Raw genomic sequence first — 21,103 nt, 5'->3', positions numbered from 1 at the left:
ATACACCTGTTCCCATACCGAACACAGAAGTTAAGCTCAGTAGCGCCAAAAGTAGTTGGAGGATCGCCTCCTGCGAGGATAGGACATCGCGATGCTATGCGAACGTAGTACAATGGCTAGTGCTCCAGCCTTCCAAGCTGGGAATGCGGGTTCGATTCCCGTCGTTCGCTTAATACAGAGAGGTGGAAGTAATCAACTGATTACTTCCACTTTTTTTGTATAATACTTAAATGTGTTAATTTATTTAGCGCTAAAGGGCTAATTATTGCTATAATTAAAAGCAGTAATTATTAGTATAAAAATAGCGTATAGCTCATTTGCTATACGGGAGGAACTTATGGCAGACAAAAAAACATTCTACATTACAACACCAATTTACTATCCATCTGGTAAACTGCACATCGGTAACACATACACAACGGTTTTAGCTGATGCAGCTGCACGTTATCATCGTCTATTAAATGAAGACGTGTATTTCTTAACTGGAACAGATGAGCATGGTTTAAAAATTGAGCAAAAAGCTGAAAAGTTGGGAATGACTCCTAAAGAATATGTAGATGGCATGGCTGCTGATATTCAAGCTTTGTGGAAGTCTTTGGATATCACCAATGATGGCTTTATTCGTACAACTGATGCGGACCATGAAAAAGCAATTCAGATGATTTTCCAACGCTTCTTAGACCAAGGTGATATTTATAAAGGTGAATATGAAGGTTGGTATTCCGTTGATGACGAAGAGTACTTTACAGAATCACAACTAGCTGAAGTTTATCGTGATGAGGCTGGCAACATGATTGGTGGTAAGGCACCTTCTGGTCATGAGGTTGAGCTTGTTAAAGAATCATCATATTTCTTTAAAATGAGTAAGTATGCTGATTGGTTGCTCGATTATTATCAACAGCATCCAGAATTTATCCAACCTGAATCTCGCATGAATGAGATGATTACTAACTTTATTAAGCCAGGTTTGGAAGATCTTGCGGTTACCCGGACTGCCTTTAAGTGGGGTGTACCAGTATTATCAGATCCAGAACACGTTGTTTATGTCTGGATTGATGCTTTGTCAAATTATATTACTGCCTTGGGTTATGGTTCAGATAATACGGAACTATTTGATAAGTTCTGGCCAGCTAACGTACAACTAGTCGGTAAAGAAATTGTCCGCTTCCACACGATTTACTGGCCAATTATGTTGCATGCCTTGGGACTACCTTTGCCAAAGGAAGTACTGGGTCATGGTTGGTTGACAATGCGTGATGGTAAGATGTCAAAGTCAAAAGGTAACGTGGTCTACCCAGATACCTTGGCTGAGCGTTATGGAATTGATGCCGTTCGCTATTACCTCCTAAAGGCAATGCCTTATGGTAACGATGGTATCTTCACACCTGAAGACTTCGTATCAAAGCTTAACTATGATTTGGCCAATGACTTGGGTAACTTACTCAATCGAACGGTTGCAATGATTAATAAGTATGAAAATGGGGTTATCCCAGCCTTACAGACTGGTTTAACTGATTATGATGCAGACTTGGTTGCAACGGCTGATGCGGTGATTGCTAGCTATAATCAAAATATGCAAGAGCTAAGAACGGCCGATGCTTTGGCTGAAGTTTGGAAGTTAATTTCACGGGCAAATAAGTATATTGACGAAACAACACCTTGGACCTTAGCTAAGGATGAAACAGCTAGTGAACAACTTGCTTCAGTAATGGCCCACTTGGCTGGTGCATTGCGCGTGGTTGCAATCCTATTGCAGCCAATGCTTACAGTTGCACCACATCAAATCTTTACCCAGCTTGGACTAGCTAGTTCAAATCTTTCAATTGAAGATTTGAAGTATACTGACTTACCAACCGGCGGTAAGGTCGTTGCTAAGGGTGAGCCAATCTTCCCGCGTGTTGATGTTGAAGCAGAGGTTACTTACATCCGTGATGAGATGACAGGAGCTAAGGCTGTGCCTGCAAAGGAGTATATTAAAGTGCCAAGTAAAGAATTAATTGAATTTGATGATTTTGAAAAAATCGAATTACGAGTTGCAAAGATTCTTGATGTATCAGAAGTTGAGAAATCAAACAAACTACTACGCTTTAAGCTAGATGATGGTACAGAACAAGGACGTGTGATTCTTTCAGGAATTAAGAAGTGGTATCCTGAATTTAAGCAACTAGTTGGCAAGAATGTAGCGTTTGTTGCTAATTTGAAGCCACGTAAGATGATGGGCGAGGTATCAGAAGGAATGCTTTTGTCGGCAGAGAAGGATGATGTGGTTACATTATCATTGTTGCCAGAAGGTATTGAAGCTGGTTCAGAGCTAGGCTAAAGCTTATAAACGTCGCTAACTATTTTAGTTGGGGGCGTTTTTATTTTTATTTGCAAATTATGGTTGAGAGAATCGGGGGGCGGCGTGCAAAAATCTTTAGAAGTATTACAAAAGACCTTTGGCTATGATGAGTTTCGGCCTGGTCAAGCTGAAATTATTGATGGTGTCTTAGCCGGTCAGCGAACTTTAGGGGTTATGCCAACTGGTGGTGGTAAGTCACTAACCTATCAAATTCCAGCCTTATTATTGGCCGGTACGACCATTGTAGTATCACCACTAATTTCATTGATGCAAAATCAGGTGGCTGAGTTACAATTGGCTGGTGTTGATGCGACATTAATCAATTCTTCGCTCGATTTTGCGACGCTACGCGATCGACAATGGGCGATGCAACAAGGACGTTATAAACTAGTTTATATTGCGCCAGAGCGCTTGGAAGACCCTAATTTTTATCAGACATTACTCGAAACCGATGTTGCGATGGTGGTAATTGATGAAGTCCATGTGCTATCACAATGGGGACATGATTTCCGCCCCAGTTATCTACATGCGGTGGAGTTAATTGATCAACTACCAGCAAAACCGTTATTGATGGCTTTAACTGCGACGGCGACGGCCCGAGTACAAACTGATTTGGAAGAACGCTTGCACATTGAAAAGAAAGTCGTAACTGGTTTTGCCCGGAATAATTTGATTTTAAAAATTGAAAAAGGGCTTAGCGATAAAGAAAAACAGGCATATATTTTAGATTACGTGAAGAATCATCTAAATCAGGTTGGGATTATTTACGCTGGTACCCGGAAAAAAGTTGATGAGTTGACGCAGTATTTACAAGCGGAAAATATTAAAGCGGTTAGCTATCATGCGGGAATGCCCGATCAAGCGCGAAGTGCAGCTCAAAAGGCGTTTTTGTATGATGATGTTGATGTAATCGTGGCAACCAATGCCTTTGGAATGGGAATCAACAAGACCAACGTCCGGTATGTAATCCACGCAACCTTGCCGGGTAGTGTGGAAGCATATTATCAAGAGATTGGGCGTGCCGGTCGTGATGGCCTTAGTAGTGAGGCGATTTTACTTTATTCACCAGCTGATATTCGTCTACAGCGTTTCTTTATTGATAATGGTCAGAATGATGATGCAGCCTACCGGCAAAATGAATATCAAAAGTTACAAGAAATGACCAATTTCGCTGCAACCCAGATGTGTCTACCGCGTTATATTATGCAATATTTTGGTGAAGATATGGCCGATTGCGGACAGTGTAGTAATTGTACTGACCAACGTGAATTAGTTGATGTGACCGAAGAAGCCCAAAAGGTTTTGACGAATATTTATCGGATGACCCAGACTGGGCATCAGGCTAGTAAAACGACGGCAGTTCAGGTATTGCGCGGGAAATTACCTGATAAAATGGCGTGGACCAAGTTTGATCAACTATCAACCTATGGGCTGATGGCTAAAACGACCCTCAAGCGGTTAAATAGTTTTATTGATTATTTGATCGCCGATAACTATATTCAAATGCAGGGCGAATATAATAGTTTGTCTTTGACTGATTTGGGTGCACAAGTTGTTAAAGGCCAGCAAGAGGTAAGACAACGTCAGGCCAGTACAGCGCAAAATTATACGCGTTTGACCAAGGTTGTTGGTGGAGCTTTATTTGAAACTTTACGGGCTAAGCGCCTTGAATTAGCTAGAGCTGCCGGTAATCCACCCTATACAATTTTTTCTGACCAGACTTTGATGGAATTAAGTTTGAAAAAGCCGCAAACGATCGAAGAACTTTTGAAAATTAATGGTGTTGGTCCAGTTAAAGCAGAAAAATATGGTGAAATATTTATGGAAATCATCAACAGTGAAACCGAAGGATCAGAAGAGGTCTAGGGGGAGAAGCAGATATGTTAATCTTTTATGTTTTATCTTTTATGATTGTCACAATCATAATTGCTAATTTTTTATCACAAGCAATTCCTAGCATACCAAAAGCATTTTGGCAGATTTTGGGTGGAATTATTCTGGCCTTAGTACCGGCTTTACATAATTTTACGCCGCAGCTAGATCCGTCATGGTTTATGATGCTGATTATTGCACCTTTACTTTTTTATGAAGGTCAAAAAACTAGTGCACGGATAATCTCACGTAACTTTGGAGCGATTGTTGGTCTAGCTGGGGGGGTAGCAATTATGACCGTATTGCTGCTAACTTTATTAGGCTCACATGCGTTAGCCTGGTCAATGCCACTAATGTTGGCATTGGCAGCGATTGTTACACCAACTGATGCAACCGCACTCGAATCAGTTACCGAAGGCCGTGCCGTACCAAGTGGTATTAAACGTGCTTTGAGTTTAGAGTCGCTTTTTAATGATGCAACTGGTTTAGTTGTTTTAGAATTGGCGTTGATTTGGTTGAATACGGGTAAGTTTTCTTTTGTAACTGGTTTTATCGAATTTATGAAAGTTGCCTTTGGTGGAGCGATTGTTGGTTTGCTAGCCGGTTTTATTTTAATGATGCTGCGTCAATACTTATTGCGAAATCAATTTGATGATACAGTTGCCCATACAATGTTATATTTCTTGGCGCCAATCTTTATCTATGGCTTAACTGAGCATCTTGGGTTATCTGGGATTATTGCGGTGGTGGTCACAGGGGTCTTTTCAAATGAAGAGCGGCATCACACCCAATTTATGTCATCAGTTTTGAGTAATTTAACGAACCAATTAACTGGGATTGTTTCAGAAGTATTAAACGGCTTGGTCTTTGTTTTGCTTGGTTCGGCATTAGTCCAAGTGATTAAAGATGGTACTGGACACGACAGCCAGTGGTTGTATTACATCGGCATTGGTATAGCCATTTATTTAGTAATGTTAGTCTTTAGATTTATTGTAATTTATCGTAGTAATGATGGTCCCATCTCTAATTTTATTGATGATAAAGGCCGTGATGGTTGGGTTTTTGCATTAGGTGGTGTTCACGGGACTGTTACTATGGCGATGGCCTTTTCCTTGCCGTTAACGCTAGATAATGGTGCACCCTTCCCCCAGCGTAATGCTTTGCTTTTAATTGCAGCAACAGTAATCTTACTGAGCTTAATTGTGCCACTAATTATTTTCCCTAAGATGTTGGATAAGGTTGAGCCTAAATTTGGTGTTGATGAATATTCAAAGGCTCACTTAGCGATGATTAATACTGGAATGGCCTTTGTTGATAGTTTAGATATTTCTAGTTCCGTTAAGCAGCGTGTGATTGGTCAATTACAAGATCAGTTGGGCTACGGTAGTGATCAGTTAGATCGTGAAGAATGGATAAAAGCGACGAAAGAGGTTACAACGGTTATTGATAAGGCGATGGAAGAGGCGATTGATAGTGGTGCCGTCAGTGAAAACTTGATGATTTTCTATCGGCGTTTGAAAGCCAGTCAAGATCGGAAGTGGGCTTTTGGTAAGAAAAACTTCTTTATCTGGCTACAAATTTTGTTCAATATGGTTAAACGTCTAGTACGCAACCCTAAGAAGATGAAACAGCGCGAATATAAACGGCGCCAAGAGCATCTTGAACGGTATAGTAAACGCTTAGATGCTCAAATGAGCCGTTTAGCTGAATTACCAGCGCCAGTTCAAGCTGAGGTGAAAAAGAGTGTTGAGCAGCAAAAGGCTTGGCTTGATGCGCAATTACAGCTAGCCCCACAGGACTATAGCGTTAGTAAGAAGAACGCCCGGCAGGATATTTTCAATGAAATGGCGGTAATTTCAGATAGTGCATTAACGGAGTATGTTAATCAGCTTGAAATGGAAGGAGCCGACCAGCGGCACATTATTGCCGTTCGGCACGTGATTGCTTCAAGTCGTGGTCGCTGGGAGCGTCAAGAGAGTGCGGACGTTGAAGAAAGCGAAGTTTTGTTGGCTGCTTTGCAGGCAGAATTGACCTATATTCAAAATGGACGTTTAAAGAATGAATTTAATCCGGCCTTACTTAAAGAGTTATACGATGAAGTGATTGCAGCGCAAGCATTGCTTTTGTCGGCCGATATTGAAGACTAAAATCAAGTAAATTGCACGCTGGGGTTAAGTCCAGCGTGCTTTTTTGGTATCATTAAGAATGATTGAAAAATTTCTAGATTTAAAATAAGAATGATATTAAAGAAGGTAAAGAAATGGCCATTTATGATCCGACAAAACGTCCAGCGGATAGTTTTGATACGCATACCCATTTGAATGATGATGCTTTTTGGCATGATGTTGCAGCATATTGGGCTCGGGCCCGGGAATACCGGGTAGTTGAGATGAACATTGTTGGTTATGATACTGTCGGCAACGAGCGGGCAATTGAGATTGCTCATGAGTTTGAGGGGGCCCATGCTATTGTTGGTTGGCAACCCGAGGACATTAATGGGTTCGGACCAGCCGAATTGGCTACCTTACGAAAACAACTCAGCGACCCAGCGGTAATTGGGCTTGGTGAAATGGGGCTTGATTACTATTGGGACACGACAACGCCAGCTGACCAAAAGAAAGCTTTCCAGGCCCAGTTGGATTTAGCTAAGGAGTTTAAACTACCAGTAACGATTCATGCCCGTGATGCTTTCGATGATGTTTATGCTATGTTGAAAGAGAATGATGTTGCGCAATTTGGCGGCGTTATGCACTCATTTGCTGGTGATGAAAATGAAGTTAAGCGCTTTTTAGACTTAGGAATGTACATTTCATTTTCAGGAATTGCAACATTTAAGAATGCCAAAGAAGTGCAAAAGGCTGTACAGGTAGTCCCACGTGACCGATTATTAGTTGAAACCGATGCACCATATTTAGCGCCAGTACCGCTACGTGGTAAGCAAAATGAGCCAATGTTTGTCCGCCATACTATTGATAATTTAGCAAATCAGCTAGGGATGGAATACAACGAACTTGCAGAATTGACTCGGGAAAATGCACATCGTCTTTGGCATTTAGCTTAATATGGAAAAAATTAAAGAAGTTATCGTGGTTGAGGGAAAGGCCGACACAGCCGTTATTCAACGCTTTGTCGCAGCTGATACTTTAGAAACGAATGGTTCGGCACTTTCAGATAAAACAATCATGGCAATTAAGGAAGCCGCCCAAAGGCGCGGCGTCATTGTCTTTACAGATCCTGATTTTAACGGTGAACGGTTACGAAAGTTGATTACGGCCGCCGTACCAACGGCTAAACACGCCTTTTTAACAAAAAATGAAGCGGGACGTTTAATTCCCCACCATAGTTTGGGAATTGAGTACGCTGACCAGGCGGCGATTGAGCAGGCCTTAGCAAAGGTCTATACTCCGCATGAAGTTGACCTGATTTCAGATATTACCCAGCATGATTTGCTTCAAGCTGGTTTAATTGGTGGTGCAAATGCTGCTAAGCGCCGGACCTTTGTCGCTGAACGCCTAAAGTTAGGCTATGTGAATGGCAAGCAATTGTTAAAGCGCCTCCAGATGTTTGGTATCAAAGGTGATGAATTACAGATAGTATTGAAAGAACTTGAGGATTAAATAAAATATGGTTGATATACCAGATATTGCAAGCCCCTTACGTACCCAGGCGATAATGAACCAATATGGCATTAACACTAAGAAGTCTTTGGGGCAAAATTTCTTAACGGATATTAATATCCTACATAATATCGTGGCCGCTGGGGATGTCAGTGCGACCGATAATGTAATTGAAATTGGCCCCGGAATTGGGGCTTTGACGGAGCAATTAGCCCGGGCTGCCAAGGAAGTGGTGGCTTTTGAAATTGATAGTCGTTTAATGGAAGTCTTAGCGGACACGCTACAACCCTATCAGAATGTTAAGATTATTAACCAAGATATTTTGAAGGTTGATTTAGCAGTTTCAATTAAAGCATCCTTCTCTGATCCAACAGCGCCCCTTAAATTAGTGGCGAATTTACCTTATTACATTACGACGGCAATTTTGATGCAACTGTTGCAATCAGGGATTCATTTTGATGCAATTGTTGTAATGATGCAAAAAGAAGTCGCCGAGCGTTTATCAGCTCGGCCGGGTACAAAAGAGTATGGTTCACTTTCACTAGCCGTGCAATATCGTATGAACGCCCGACTTGCTTTTACCGTGTCACGTAAGTCATTTATTCCTAATCCTAATGTTGATTCAGCGATTGTTAAGTTGACACCACGTGAGCCATTAGCCGTCTTACCACAGGATGAAGTTAAATTATTTGAACTATTTAGAATTGGTTTTGCTCTACGGCGTAAAACGCTTTGGAATAATTTAACAGCTGCATTTGGTAAGAATGAGGTGATGGTGGCTAAATTAACGGCTGCTTTGGCTGCGGCTGAAATTTCACCAAAAATTCGTGCTGAGAAATTAACTTTAGAAGAATTTATTAGTTTACACAATGCGCTTTTTAATGCTGGCGTTTACGATAAGTAAATTATATAATGATGCTACTGCAATAAATTTTTAAGAAAAAGAGGTAACCCAAATATGGATTCCGGTCCGTCTATTATGGTCAATTTAGTTATAATAATTATTATTTTGATACTAGCAGTTTTGTTCACACTAACCGAATATTCTTTGGTTAAAGTGCGACCATCTGCTTTACGTGCCCTTCAAGAGGCACGGCAAAAGCCATCTGCTAACATTCAGCATGCTTTGAATATGCTTGATCACCTAACTGAGTATTTATCAACGGCTCAGGTAGGAATCACGGTAACGTCTTTGATTTTAGGTTGGATTGGTGAGGAAACGATTGCCAATTTAATCATTGGGGCTAAGATTTTACCGGCTGCCGTTGCGCATAGCATAGCTTCGCTTGCAGCTATTTTGATTTTTACTTTTATCCACGCCGTCTTTACAGACTTGGTGCCAAAAAACATTGCGATTGATCAACCGGTCCGTGTGCTACTATTTATCGTGCGACCAGTGATGTTTTTCCATGTAATCTTGTATCCTTTAATTTGGTTATTTGATCGGGCAGCAGCTCTAATTACAAAGATGCTCGGCTTCAATGCGCATCCCGATGAAGATATTTACTCGCAAAATGAGATTATTTCTTTGTCAGAGGATGCCGCACAGGCCGGTGAATTGGATGAAGAAGATTTGACCTTTATGAAGCGCGCCTTTGAGATGAATGACAAGGTTGCCATTGATATTATGATTGATCGGACACAATTGACCGTCGTCGATGTGACTGCATCAATTCAAGATGCGCTTAATCTTTATTTGGAAGAAGGTTTCTCACGGATTCCAGTTGTGGCCAATAATGATAAGGATAAGATTTTAGGTTATGTCTATAACTATGATTTAGTCCGCCAAGGTCGCTTAAATATGAATTCTTCTGTCAGACTAGTTTTGCGGAATATTCCAACGGTGAGTGAGAATCAACCAATTACAGAAGTTTTGAAAGAAATGATTACCCATCGGACACCAATTGTCGTTGTTAAGGACGAATATGGTGGAACGTCGGGAATTGTTACCGATAAGGATGTGTATGAAGAGTTGTTCGGTACAGTGCGTGATGAAATTGATGACGTGGCTGATGATTTGATTACCAAATTAGGTTCCGATGAAGATGGGAACATGCATTACAAGATTTCTGGTAAGGTTACCTTGTATGATTTTGAACGCTTCTTCAAAACGACGCTCCGTGACTTTGAAGAGTCTGAAATGGTTACCTTGACGGGTTATATTTTAGATGAGCAGCCAGACGTAACAGTTGGTGAACCAATGCGGGTTGAAAATTTTGAGATTACAGCGATGGATTTCAAAGATGCCTATATTAACGATTTCGAAGTTGTTGAATTACCGGTTGAGCAGGTTGAAGAACCTGAAGCAACCGACGAAGATTAAAATTTAAAGTGGAGTGTCTGACGATTTATCGTCAGACACTTTTTTATTTGCCTTTCAAGCTAATGGTAACTTACTCGTTTTAATCAAAATGGCCACATAAAAATAAAAGCAAATGTTTTTATTGAATAGTTTTATATTGTTGTTGTCACTATTGTTTGAAATATATTAACCCAACAAATGCATATCTAAAGTTGTTTTAATCAGAATTATGGGACAAACAATAAGATTTATTAACTTTAATAATTTTGTTATAATTATACAAATAATATATAAAAAATCTTAATAAAAGCAAGTGTAGGAGGTGTGTGATGCTGGTAGAAAAAAATAAAAAACATAGGATAGCTGATTTACACAGACATCACTTATCTGAATTGCATAAACGGCGTTTGCGTTTCTATTCAACACTTCTATTAATGAGTGGTCTAAGTGCAGTTACATTGACTAGCAAGCCGGTATTAGCCGACAGCAGCACACCAAGTACAAGTCAGAGTCAGCAAGTTGCAAGCAGTACGGCGGATAGTAGCAGTAGCTTGGCCGCTGATGTAGCCAGTACGAGCAGTACCAGTGCAAGTAGTAGCACGGCTTCGGTTGCGCCAACCAGCGATTTAACCAGTGCCTCAACTGTTAGCTCAGCGACGGATGCAACAAGTAGCGATGCACAATCAGTTGCGAGTGCAGTTAGCACAACTAGTACCAGTTCAACGCCAGCTAGCTCAGCAAGTCAGGCAAAAATGTTTGCAGCTAATGTGGTTGCCAGTACAGCCAGTACAGCGGCCACCAGTGCTAACACAACAGCAGTTAATGTTAAGGCTACTGGTTATGCAACAACGACCAACGCAACTGGCGTCAACATTGACAGCGCTGGTAATGTTACCGGTAGTTTTACTGGGCAAAATGTTAATGGTTCAACGGATAACGTGACGATTACCGCGCTAGCATTAGGTAGCACCTTGACAGGAACATATACGGTTGCCAACCCTAGTAATGGAGTCACAACGGGAACAGTTACGGGTACTTTAGATAGTACAACAGGTAATTGGGACTTAATCTTACAATATGGGGCGGTTACAGGTTACGACGCAACTAATCAATACATCCCAATTCTTGCCGGCACGAATGCGAGTGCCACTTATACGGTTAATTATGGGGCTAGTACGGTTGCCAATTATGGTAAGACAGTTACCTTAACGAATTTCTTTCAAACAGGTGCGAAAACAGCTACGGCTACCTACACATCTGGAACGACGACCGGGACTGCAAACTTGACGCAAAATGCTGACGGTAGCTGGAATATCAATGCGCAAAATCCTGCTGGCGCACCAGCAATTACATCAAGTAATACTGGGAACTTTTCCGGGTTATCAATTAATATCCCGGCAAACGCTTTTGTTACGGGAACTAGTTATACAGCTGCGAATGGTAATTCAATTACGATGAATACTAATTTGCCGGCTGGCTATGTTTCAGGTACAACCAACTATAATGGTGGTTATATTGATGCAAGTTTAGGTTCAGTTTGGTCTAGTAGCTTTGGCAATTCAGCAAGTAATACCATTCATTTGGTTAGTTTTGTTACTTATAACGCAGCTACAGGTCAATGGATCTTTATGAATCCACAGAGTACCTATGCTGGTGGCGCAATTGAATACCCCTTTGTGACAAGTTCAGCGATTAATACGGCTGGAACTACCGGCACGGCTAAGAACTCTAATGGGGTTACTGTACCAACCTTAGTTTGGGGTAATTTGACCGTGAATACCAATAATGGGCAGATTTTAATTGGACAGGTCTTAATTCCGAATGTTGCTACCCTAACTAACGGTGGTTTATCAACTTTCACTAATATTGGATCCAGTGCACAAACGGTGGGAACCTCGGTCTATAATGGAACTTCCTTTAGTGGTGGGTTGGCCTTAACGCTTGGGCAAGGACCTAGTAATTCGTTTTCAGATCAGTTTATAACCTCTTTCTCAACTACGTTAATTCCTGGTACCTATGGTAAGTCCGGCTATACTTGGAGTGCTTTGGGTTCCCGTTCTTTGCTAACGATGAGTCAATTAAGTGCGACAAATTATAACTTTGTCGCTCAATATGGAACTACCAGTACTGGGGCGGTTGCTTCAACGGCAACGGGGTCGACAATTAACGCCGCCGGACCAATTATGATTGACCCTAGTAATGATAGTTGGATCAAGGCTCAAGGGTATACGACTTTAGCCGGCTTTGTTGATAGTGCGGGTCATTCTTACATCATTTATGACTACGGTGGTAGTAGCTTTGCCAACTTTACGCCTAGTTATATCTACGATGCGAATGGTAATATCACCGGAGCTACGCCAATGATTGTTACATACGGTTATATGGCACCCTCAACAACCTCAGCGACAGGAACCTTTACATCATCGGGTTACCTTTATGCCACTTATAACGCAACCACCGGTCAGTGGACTTTTACTGATACAGCCAGTCTAACTGCACCTACTAGTGCCATTGTGATGCCGGGGCAAACCGTGAGCTTGAATGGTAATTTGACGGCGACTGACACTAACTATACCTTGAGTACCGGCGGTCTAGTTGCAACAGCTACGCCAACGACCGTGACGAGTTTTAACACAAATTATAATGCGCCAACCACGACAAGCTTGAATCTAATCACAATGGTTTATGATAGTACTGGTAAAACGCTCTTAGCGACTAACAATGGTAATACAACTGGGGTCGCCCAAAGCAATGGCGGGGTAACCGTGAATGCGGATGGTACCTTTAGCTTCCAAGCCGGTGGTACTTACCAGGTACGCTATGTTTATCTTGATAACTTACGAAACATGGTATCAGCCTATGAAACGATTACGGTACCCGCTTCCTACATTACAGCAACGACAATTCCCAACATGCCAGTTGGTAGTACTGTCGATTTAATGGCCTACCCAGCTAGCTATGTTGATACTGCTGCACCAACTCAAGGGTTGACCACAACGGTGACCGACCCAGCTGGGAACACGGTTGTGATTACTTCAGCCAGTGATGGTTCAATTACCAGTATTACGGCTTCAAATCCCGCCGTGCTGAATGTGGTGAATGGCAAGTTTGTAAATAATCTGCTTGGTAGCTATGAAGTTATGTATAGCTATGCGAATGCGAATAGTGGCTTTGCTGCAACTTCGGTTGGTAAATACTTTAGCTCAATGCAAGTTGGTAACTTGGCAGTTACTCCGGCAATTACAGTTGATGCTGGGGCACAAGAAACTGCCCTCAATCCGTTGAGTCTAATCACGACAGCGGTTGATGCAGATGGAACGATTTTGACTGCCAATGGTTCGAACGGTAATTACACTTTGAACGGGACGAATTTCCTTGGGCAAAACATTTCTCTACCATTGACGATTACTAAAATCACGCCAATCCAACAAGCTGGTTTGCAAATGCGGTTGGCAGCCACAACGCAAACATCAACTAAGTATGATTTGCAGTATAGCTTCACCGATAGTGCTGGGGTTCAACATAGTGCAATGGCAATTGTGACGGTGATACCAGATCAGGCAAATTTGAATTTACCAGCCAGGGTGACTTTGCAACAGAATACCAACAGTGGTGCCAGTTATGATATTGCAGGGCTATTAGCCAATGCAATTGATTCAGATGGTAGTAGTGCAATTCCGGCTAATGCTGTAACGGTGAATGGTACCGTGAATGTAGCGGTGGCTGGCGATTATCCAATTAACTTTAGTTATCTTGATAACTTTGGTAATCAAATCACGGGCGACACCCTCGTGACTGTGACGCCAGACCAAGCTAATTTGAATGTGCCAACTAGCGTAAATTTGAACCAAAACACTAACGCCGGTGCCAGTTATGATCCAAGCACCTTGCTAACGAACGTCCTCGATTCGGATGGGGTTAGCACGATTCCAGCCAATGCCGTGACAATTAGTGGGACAGTCGATATTGCCAAAGCCGGCACCTACCCAATTAGTTTTAGTTACACCGATAGTTTTGGTAACCAAGTTACTGCTAAAACGGTGGTGACGGTACTTGCCGATCCAGCTGGCATTACTTTAGCACAGTCAGTACCTGGCGTAACAGTAACTGGAACATTAGCTGTGCAGGTTAATGTAGGGACAACAGTTGATCCATTGCAGTTAATTCATGCGACTGATTCAGATGGTAGTCTAGTTGCTGGCGCAAAGCTGATTATTGACCAAACTAGTTTGAATCTGCAAAAGGCGGGCACTTATCCGGTTACCTACAGTTTCTTAGACCGATTTGGTAACCAAATTACAGCAACGGTGATGGTGACCGTCTTGCCAGTTGATAGTAGCAGTTCGCAGCCGGATGAAATACTGTCAACGGACTCGAATAATAGCAATGTAGCTGATGTTGCTGTCAAAGAGGCAGTACCAAATGCTGCGAGTCTATTGCCAAGTCGGACTAGTTTACCAGATACTGGCGTTACGGCTTCAAATAAAGCGATTGCATGGTTAGGACAAGCGAGTCTTTACTTGGCGGCAATCTTTGCTATTGGTCGGCGCAAGCGCGATGAAGAAGACTAGTTACACCAGAAAATTGCTTTAAAATAACCACCAAGCCAGGCTCAACGTTTATGAGATTGAACTAGCTGGGTGGTTATTTTAGATTTTGAGCTAAAATCTGGGAAAGGTCCCAAAAAAATAATATTCTAGTATAATATTAATAAATGATTTTATAGAAATTGGGGAAATATTTTGACAGTTGGTCAGGAAATAATATCGGCGGTAGTAATCATTGTAGTTTTGCTTTTTGCAATGGTTTTTGTAGCGGCCGAATTTGCGCTAGTTAAAGTACGTAAATCGGCTTTAGAGGATTATCAAGCTAAGCGTGAGCGCCCATCGCGACAGGCTAATTTGGCAATCCATATGGTCGAGAATTTAAATGAGTATTTATCAACAACACAAGTTGGAATTACTTTATCAGGTTTGATTCTAGGTTGGTTAGGTGAAGCAACAGTTGCTAGTTTGTTGCTAGATTTAGGGATTTTACAACGTATACCAGGCGTGGCCGCAGGTGTTTTAGCTTCGGTAATTGCTTTGGTTCTTTTGACTTATATCGAAGTAGTCTTTACGGAATTAGTTCCCAAAAATGTTGCCATTGAGTTTCCAATTCGGGTCTTGTTGTTCGTAGCAACGCCATTGCGTGCCTTTCATTTGATTTTTTATCCCTTTGTTTGGTTATTAAATGTTTCGGCAGTCTTTTTTACCCGTATTATGGGCTTAAAAACAGCGAATGAAGACGAAGAGGTATACTCGGAAGCTGAGATTTTGTCTTTGACCCGGATTGCAGCACGCCAAGGTGAAGTTGACGCAGAAGATTATGTTTTTATGGAACGTGCCTTTGAGATGACGGATAAAACAGCGGTTGATATTATGGTTGACCGAACTGAATTAGAAGTGGTCGATGTGACGACAACGGTCAAGGTAGCCTTGCAGAAGTACTTTACCAGTAAGCATTCTCGCTTCCCGGTAGTTGCTAATCATGACAAGGACAAAATTTTAGGTTACGTGTTTAATTATGATATTATGTATCAAGCAACCTTAGATGATAGCGTCTCAGTCCGTAAGGTAATTCGTAACATACCAACGGTACCTGAGAATATGCCAATTATGGACGTCTTATCACGTATGATTGCCAGCCGTACGCCAATGGTAGTGGTTGGAGACGAATATGGTGGGACATCAGGAATTGTCACAGACAAAGATATTTATGAAGAATTGTTTGGTACGGTGCGTGACGAGGTTGATGAAGTTGCGGAAGATATGATCGAAAAGGTTGATAAGAAACCAGATGGTAGCCAAGTTTATAAGGTTTCTGGTAAATTGACGCTTTATGATTTTGAACGCTTTTTCAAAATTGATATTCCAGCTTTTGATAATTCAGAGATGGTGACACTATCTGGTTTTATTCTCGATAATGAGGATTTGATTCAAAATGGTAGTCAGATTGTTGTAGCCGGCTTCTTGATTAAAGTGCTCGATTATAAAGATACTTTTATTAACGAAGTAGAAGTTACACAACTACCAGTCGCAGCAAAATAATGACGTTAAAAAAGCTGGCTAGTTCTTAAAAGAACTAGCCAGCTTTTTATTATGCAAAATTAATACCTATATCTAAGCATTAACTGGTGGTCGAGGATAATTGTGAATAAGTTCCCCGAATAATTAATATTTAACTTCAATGTTTTCAGTTAAAATATCTGTGTAGCTAAATGATGCTCGGTCAAACTCACGACCTTCTTGCTCTAGATCTAGAACAAAGACTGAACGAAATGTCTCACGAACAATGGCTTGATGCTCAATTGTTCGATTACGACTCTCATGAGTTATTAAAGTAACTGATTGACCAATATGTTCGTCGAGATGTTGCTTAATTTCTGCTAATGCTGCAGGCATTTTGCACTCCTTTCGTGGGGCGACCCCACAACTAGCGGCAAATGAGACCGCTACGCGAAATGTGCTTAATCACAAAGTAATCTATTGAAGTATATCATATTTTTAATTATAAAACAAGCTATTCGAACGTTTTATTAAGTTGCTTGCTCAATTATTCGGTTATTTGATAAAATAGACTAATTAATAAAATTTATCGGGGAGTGTGGCAATGGAAACCGAACGAATTGATTGGCCAAAATATTTTATGTTGCAAGCAACAATGTTGGCATCACGTAGCACTTGTAATCGACTACATGTTGGCGCGGTAATTGTTAAAGATGGCCGAATAATCGCCTCAGGCTATAATGGTTCGGTAGCGGGGACGCCGCATTGTACAGAAGTTGGCGATTTAATTGTTGACGGCCACTGTATTCGAGCCGTACATGCTGAACAAAATGCGCTACTACAATTAGCTAAGATGGGAATCCCGGCAGCTGGAGCTGAAATTTATGTTACGGATTTTCCTTGTGTGCACTGTACAAAATTTTTGTTGCAGGCCGGTATTGTAAAAATAAATTATTTACGTAATTATCATAATGATGAGTTTGCGATGGAATTGCTGACACAAAAACAGATTGAACTAAGTCAAGTTACGCTAAGCGCAGCTGATTTAGCAGCTTTACAATTAGACCGTTACTTGACGGAGTAGGAGACAGCAAATGAGTAAGAATGAACAACAATATTTAGATTTTGCCCGTGATATTTTAGAAAATGGAGCTGGTAAGGGTGATCGGACTGGCACGGGGACACGCTCAGTTTTTGGTCGGCAATTGCGTTTTGATTTAACAGAAGGCTTTCCGCTTTTGACAACTAAGCGCGTACCCTTTGGCCTGATTAAGAGTGAATTACTCTGGTTTTTGCGCGGTGATACAAATATTCGTTTCTTATTAGAGCATAAGAACCATATTTGGGATGAGTGGGCTTTTAAGCGCTGGGTTGAATCGGATCAATACCAGGGACCGGATATGACCGACTTTGGTCATCGAGCGGAGACTGATTCAGCATTTAAAGCCGTATACGATGCTGAACACGCGGCTTTTGTCGACCGAATTTTACAAGATGATGCCTTTGCTAAAGAATTTGGCGAGTTAGGTGAGGTATACGGGGCTCAGTGGCGCCATTGGCGTAAAGTCCAGGGTGGTTTTATTGACCAAATTGATGATGTGGTGCAAGAAATTAAGCGTAATCCAAATTCACGGCGGTTAATTGTGACGGCATGGAATCCAGAAGCAGTCCCAACCCAAGCTCTGCCAGCTTGCCATAGTCTCTTTCAGTTTTATGTAAGTGACAATAAATTGAGCTTGCAGCTTTATCAACGTTCGGGTGATGTCTTTTTAGGTGTGCCTTTTAACATTGCTTCATATGCCTTGCTACTACAGATGGTTGCAGCGCAGACTGGTTTAGAAGTAGGTGAGTTTATTCATACATTTGGGGATGCACATATCTACAATAATCATGTTAATCAAATTACTGAGCAGTTGAGTCGGCCAATGGGTGACTTGCCACAGCTAGTCTTAAATCCAGCGGTTAAGTCACTCTTTGACTATGAAATGACTGATATTAAATTACTGGGTTATGAGCCAGCTAAAGCAATTAAAGCACCGGTATCTGTCTGATAGTCGTTTACGACCATTCAAAATCATGTTAAGCTTATTAATTGTTTGGGGTATTCTTATAAAGAAATAAATATGGGGCTGATGAAAGTATTGATTTCATTCTGCCCTTTTTTAAGTTTATGATTTCTTTCAGATTATAAGCTTATAGTGTAGACTAGCTAGGACCGTTGGTACGGTAGAGTACCAAAGATATCAGTAATGAGGTTTAACGAATGGAAAATGAACATCTAGAGTCAAGGGTTGAACGACAAAGAAAAAGTGCTAAAAAGAAGCATCCAAGAAAGAAGCTGATTATCACTATTATTTTATCAATCCTTGGATTAGGAATTGTTCTTGGTGGTGCATATGCAGCCTATGTATATAACATGGCGCATAAAGCTGTTAACCAAACGTACTCATCGACTGGTTCTGGCAATGAGCGTGCAAATGCGGCTCTATTGAACAGTAAAAAGCCCTTTGCCGTTTTGCTATTAGGAACGGATACGGGAACTAATGGTAATTTTGGTTCTAATCGTGATCGTTCAGGTCTAACAGATTCAATCATGTTGGTGATTGTTAATCCTGAAAAGAAAGCTACGACAATTGTTTCAATTCCACGAGACATTATGACTTCAATTCCTGGGTTTGAAAGTTCTTTCCCACAAAAGTTAAATGCAGCTTATGCCTTTAAAGAGACGGCTGACAGTAACGCCAGTCTTGGTGATGGTGTTGGTACAACGATGAAGACCATTGAAAAGATGTTTAATGTACCAATTAATTATTATGCAATGGTTAATATGAGTGGTTTGGGTCAGGTTGTTGATCAACTGGATGGAATTAAGGTTGCTTCACCATTAACCTTTACATTTAGCCAAGACACAGCCGAACAATATGGGAACAATCTCTATCACTTTACCAAGGGATCAACGACCTTTAAATATGCCGAGGATGGTAGCAATTTTTCAACCTATACTAGTATGAATGGAACTGCAGCGCTTGCCTTCTCACGGATGCGCTATGAAGATCCACTTGGTGATTATGGAAGGACTTTGCGCCAGCGGTTGATTCTACAAGCGATTATTGATAAAGCTAAGAGTAATCCAACCAAGGTCTTAAATGCGAAGTTCTTTAATACGGCAGCCAAAAATATCGCAACTGATTTGACTTGGAATGATTTACTAACAATTGGTTCAAGTTATTTGAGTGCTAGTGATAAAATTACGAGTTATACGGTTCAAGGTGAATCACAAATGTATAATGGTGTTTCATATCAACGACTAACAACCAATCAACGTCAAGCGATGACTAACACAGTTCGCTCAGCGCTTGGTCTTAAGAGCGCGGAAACCGGCCATGAATTTTCAAGTACGGTTAGTTCTTCCGATATTTACAGTGTTGGCTTAGCAGATGATTTATATCCAAGCAGTAATACTAAAGCAAATTTGAAATTAAATAACGGGAATTAGCCTATTTACCTGGTCTTGACATTAATTGCCAAGTCCAGGTTTTTTGTATCTCTAATAAGTTTATAGTCTTGGCTACTAGCAAAGAAAAGACTGACGTTTTTGAATTTTTATTGTAAAATTTAAAGGATAGTATTTAGAAAATGATTTTCTACAAGAGGGAGGATCCAACATGGAGCCGAGGCAAGATGATCAAAATCGCCAGATGAGGGGGGAGCGGCACCGAGCAAGTGGTCGCAAAAGAGGCCATAAAGTGCGTAATGCAATCTTAATGGCTTTGGGCCTTCTTCTATTGATTGGTGGTGGAGTCGGGGCGTACTATTTCAATAGCATTCGGTCAACTGCAAATAAGACCTTTAATGATTCTGGGGTAAAGAAATCACGAGACGTTGCCCAGGTTCTAAAAGACGGCAAGCCTTTCTCAGTGCTTTTGCTAGGAACTGATACTGGTGAGCTTGGCCGTGATTATAAGGGGCGGACAGATTCATTGATGTTAGTAACAGTAAACCCAAATCAAAAAAAGGTAACGATTATGTCGTTACCACGTGACAACCTCACAGCAATTCCAGGCTACACGAGCACATTTCCACAAAAATTAAATGCGGCTTATGAATATGGATCAGCGGCAACTACGATTAAAACCGTGCAGCAATGGCTAAATGTGCCAATTGATTTTTATGCTCTTGTGAATATGCACGCCTTAGAACAGGTTGTTGATCAAGTTGGTGGAGTTAGCGTTAAGTCGCCATTGACCTTTAACTATAATCCAGATACAGCGCATTCAGACGGTGATAATTATTATGTCTTCACCAAAGGCTCAACACACTGGACACATACAGTAAACGGCAAGAAGACCCAGTCATCAGATATAATGGACGGGTCGGCAGCTTTGGCCTTTTCACGGATGCGTTATGGTGATCCACAAGGTGATTATGGCCGTCAGCAACGACAGCGACTAGTCCTTGAAGGAATTGTTCATGCGGCTAAGGCTAATCCAACTAAATTAGTGAATCAAAAGTTCTTAGATTTGGTATCTAAGAGTGCTCAAACAGATTTGACTTTTAATGACATGCTGACGATTGTTTCAAATTACATGTCTGCAAGTCAAAAGCTTGAGTCAGACCATGCGCAAGGTGACAGCTTGATGATTGGTGGTGTGTCATATGAGCACGTTAATCTTAAAGAGATGCAACGGGTTACTAATCGCTTGCGTTCATCGCTAGGTTTGAAAAAGGCAGAAACTGGAAACCCTTATGGTGGTAAGATTTCATCAGCTGCCTTAGCTCCTTATGGAATTACAGTTGGCGGTAGTGATGATGAAAGTAGTAGTACGAGCCTTTATGGTGAGAACACTAATATAACAAACACGACTGGCTTAACTGACACGACAACTAATAATTAAAAATAAAGCCAAGCAAACACTGATTTGCT

General features: G+C 41.2%; 14 protein-coding genes, 1 tRNA gene and 1 rRNA gene. 15 read left to right on the top strand and 1 reads right to left on the bottom strand.

Annotation, left to right across the window (positions count from 1 at the left end; genetic code table 11):
- The 11 genes from rrf to TT13_RS09270 all read left to right on the top strand — a co-directional run.
- Window positions 1-95: ribosomal RNA gene (gene rrf / locus TT13_RS09320) — 5S ribosomal RNA — on the top strand; the annotation flags it as partial.
- A 3-nt stretch (window positions 96-98) separates the two neighbouring features.
- Window positions 99-170, top strand: a tRNA-Gly gene (locus TT13_RS09315).
- A 131-nt stretch (window positions 171-301) separates the two neighbouring features.
- Entirely contained in the window at window positions 302-2,320 is a 2,019-nt protein-coding gene (gene metG, locus TT13_RS09310; protein ID WP_422821963.1) for a methionine--tRNA ligase, read from the top strand.
- 84 nt (window positions 2,321-2,404) lie between these two features.
- Complete coding sequence (recQ, locus tag TT13_RS09305) at window positions 2,405-4,207, top strand: DNA helicase RecQ (RefSeq protein ID WP_027699717.1); 1,803 nt, start codon at window positions 2,405-2,407, stop codon at window positions 4,205-4,207.
- A gap of 14 nt (window positions 4,208-4,221) precedes the next feature.
- Entirely contained in the window at window positions 4,222-6,360 is a 2,139-nt protein-coding gene (locus TT13_RS09300; protein ID WP_027699716.1) for a cation:proton antiporter, read from the top strand.
- 113 nt (window positions 6,361-6,473) lie between these two features.
- Window positions 6,474-7,274 (top strand): TatD family hydrolase, encoded by an 801-nt coding sequence (locus TT13_RS09295; protein ID WP_027699715.1) that lies wholly within the window; start codon window positions 6,474-6,476, stop codon window positions 7,272-7,274.
- A 1-nt stretch (window position 7,275) separates the two neighbouring features.
- Window positions 7,276-7,830, top strand: a complete 555-nt coding sequence (gene rnmV, locus TT13_RS09290; protein WP_027699714.1) for a ribonuclease M5 — start codon at window positions 7,276-7,278, stop codon at window positions 7,828-7,830.
- Between the two features lie 7 nt (window positions 7,831-7,837).
- Window positions 7,838-8,734, top strand: a complete 897-nt coding sequence (rsmA, locus tag TT13_RS09285) for a 16S rRNA (adenine(1518)-N(6)/adenine(1519)-N(6))-dimethyltransferase RsmA (RefSeq protein WP_027699713.1) — start codon at window positions 7,838-7,840, stop codon at window positions 8,732-8,734.
- Between the two features lie 54 nt (window positions 8,735-8,788).
- On the top strand, window positions 8,789-10,153 hold the full coding sequence (locus TT13_RS09280) for a hemolysin family protein (RefSeq protein ID WP_027699712.1): 1,365 nt from the start codon (window positions 8,789-8,791) through the stop codon (window positions 10,151-10,153).
- A 308-nt stretch (window positions 10,154-10,461) separates the two neighbouring features.
- Window positions 10,462-14,703 carry a beta strand repeat-containing protein gene (locus TT13_RS09275; protein ID WP_027699711.1) on the top strand — a complete coding sequence of 1,414 codons (4,242 nt, stop codon included), beginning with the start codon at window positions 10,462-10,464 and terminating at the stop codon, window positions 14,701-14,703.
- Between the two features lie 171 nt (window positions 14,704-14,874).
- Complete coding sequence (locus TT13_RS09270; protein ID WP_027699710.1) at window positions 14,875-16,221, top strand: hemolysin family protein; 1,347 nt, start codon at window positions 14,875-14,877, stop codon at window positions 16,219-16,221.
- 123 nt (window positions 16,222-16,344) lie between these two features.
- On the opposite strand, the gene TT13_RS09265 is transcribed toward TT13_RS09270, so the two are convergent.
- The gene (locus tag TT13_RS09265) at window positions 16,345-16,575 is read right to left on the bottom strand and encodes a Veg family protein (protein ID WP_027699709.1); all 231 of its coding nucleotides are present in this window, start codon (window positions 16,573-16,575) and stop codon (window positions 16,345-16,347) included.
- Window positions 16,576-16,783: 208 nt separating this feature from the next.
- Between TT13_RS09265 and TT13_RS09260 the strand changes: the two genes are divergently transcribed.
- The 4 genes from TT13_RS09260 to TT13_RS09245 all read left to right on the top strand — a co-directional run bounded on the left by TT13_RS09260 (window position 16,784) and on the right by TT13_RS09245 (window position 21,074).
- Window positions 16,784-17,263, top strand: coding sequence for a deaminase (locus tag TT13_RS09260; protein WP_027699708.1), 480 nt, complete (start codon window positions 16,784-16,786; stop codon window positions 17,261-17,263).
- Window positions 17,264-17,273: 10 nt separating this feature from the next.
- Window positions 17,274-18,230 (top strand): thymidylate synthase, encoded by a 957-nt coding sequence (locus TT13_RS09255; protein WP_027699707.1) that lies wholly within the window; start codon window positions 17,274-17,276, stop codon window positions 18,228-18,230.
- Window positions 18,231-18,442: 212 nt separating this feature from the next.
- Window positions 18,443-19,675 (top strand): LCP family protein, encoded by a 1,233-nt coding sequence (locus TT13_RS09250; protein WP_027699706.1) that lies wholly within the window; start codon window positions 18,443-18,445, stop codon window positions 19,673-19,675.
- Window positions 19,676-19,844: 169 nt separating this feature from the next.
- On the top strand, window positions 19,845-21,074 hold the full coding sequence (locus TT13_RS09245; protein WP_082816217.1) for an LCP family protein: 1,230 nt from the start codon (window positions 19,845-19,847) through the stop codon (window positions 21,072-21,074).
- The last annotated feature ends 29 nt before the right edge of the window (window positions 21,075-21,103 follow it).

Source organism: Weissella oryzae SG25 (assembly GCF_000691805.2).
Classification (GTDB): Bacteria; Bacillota; Bacilli; order Lactobacillales; family Lactobacillaceae; genus Weissella; species Weissella oryzae.
Note: the sequence above shows the minus strand (reverse complement) of the source record. Positions and strands in the feature narration are given on the sequence as shown.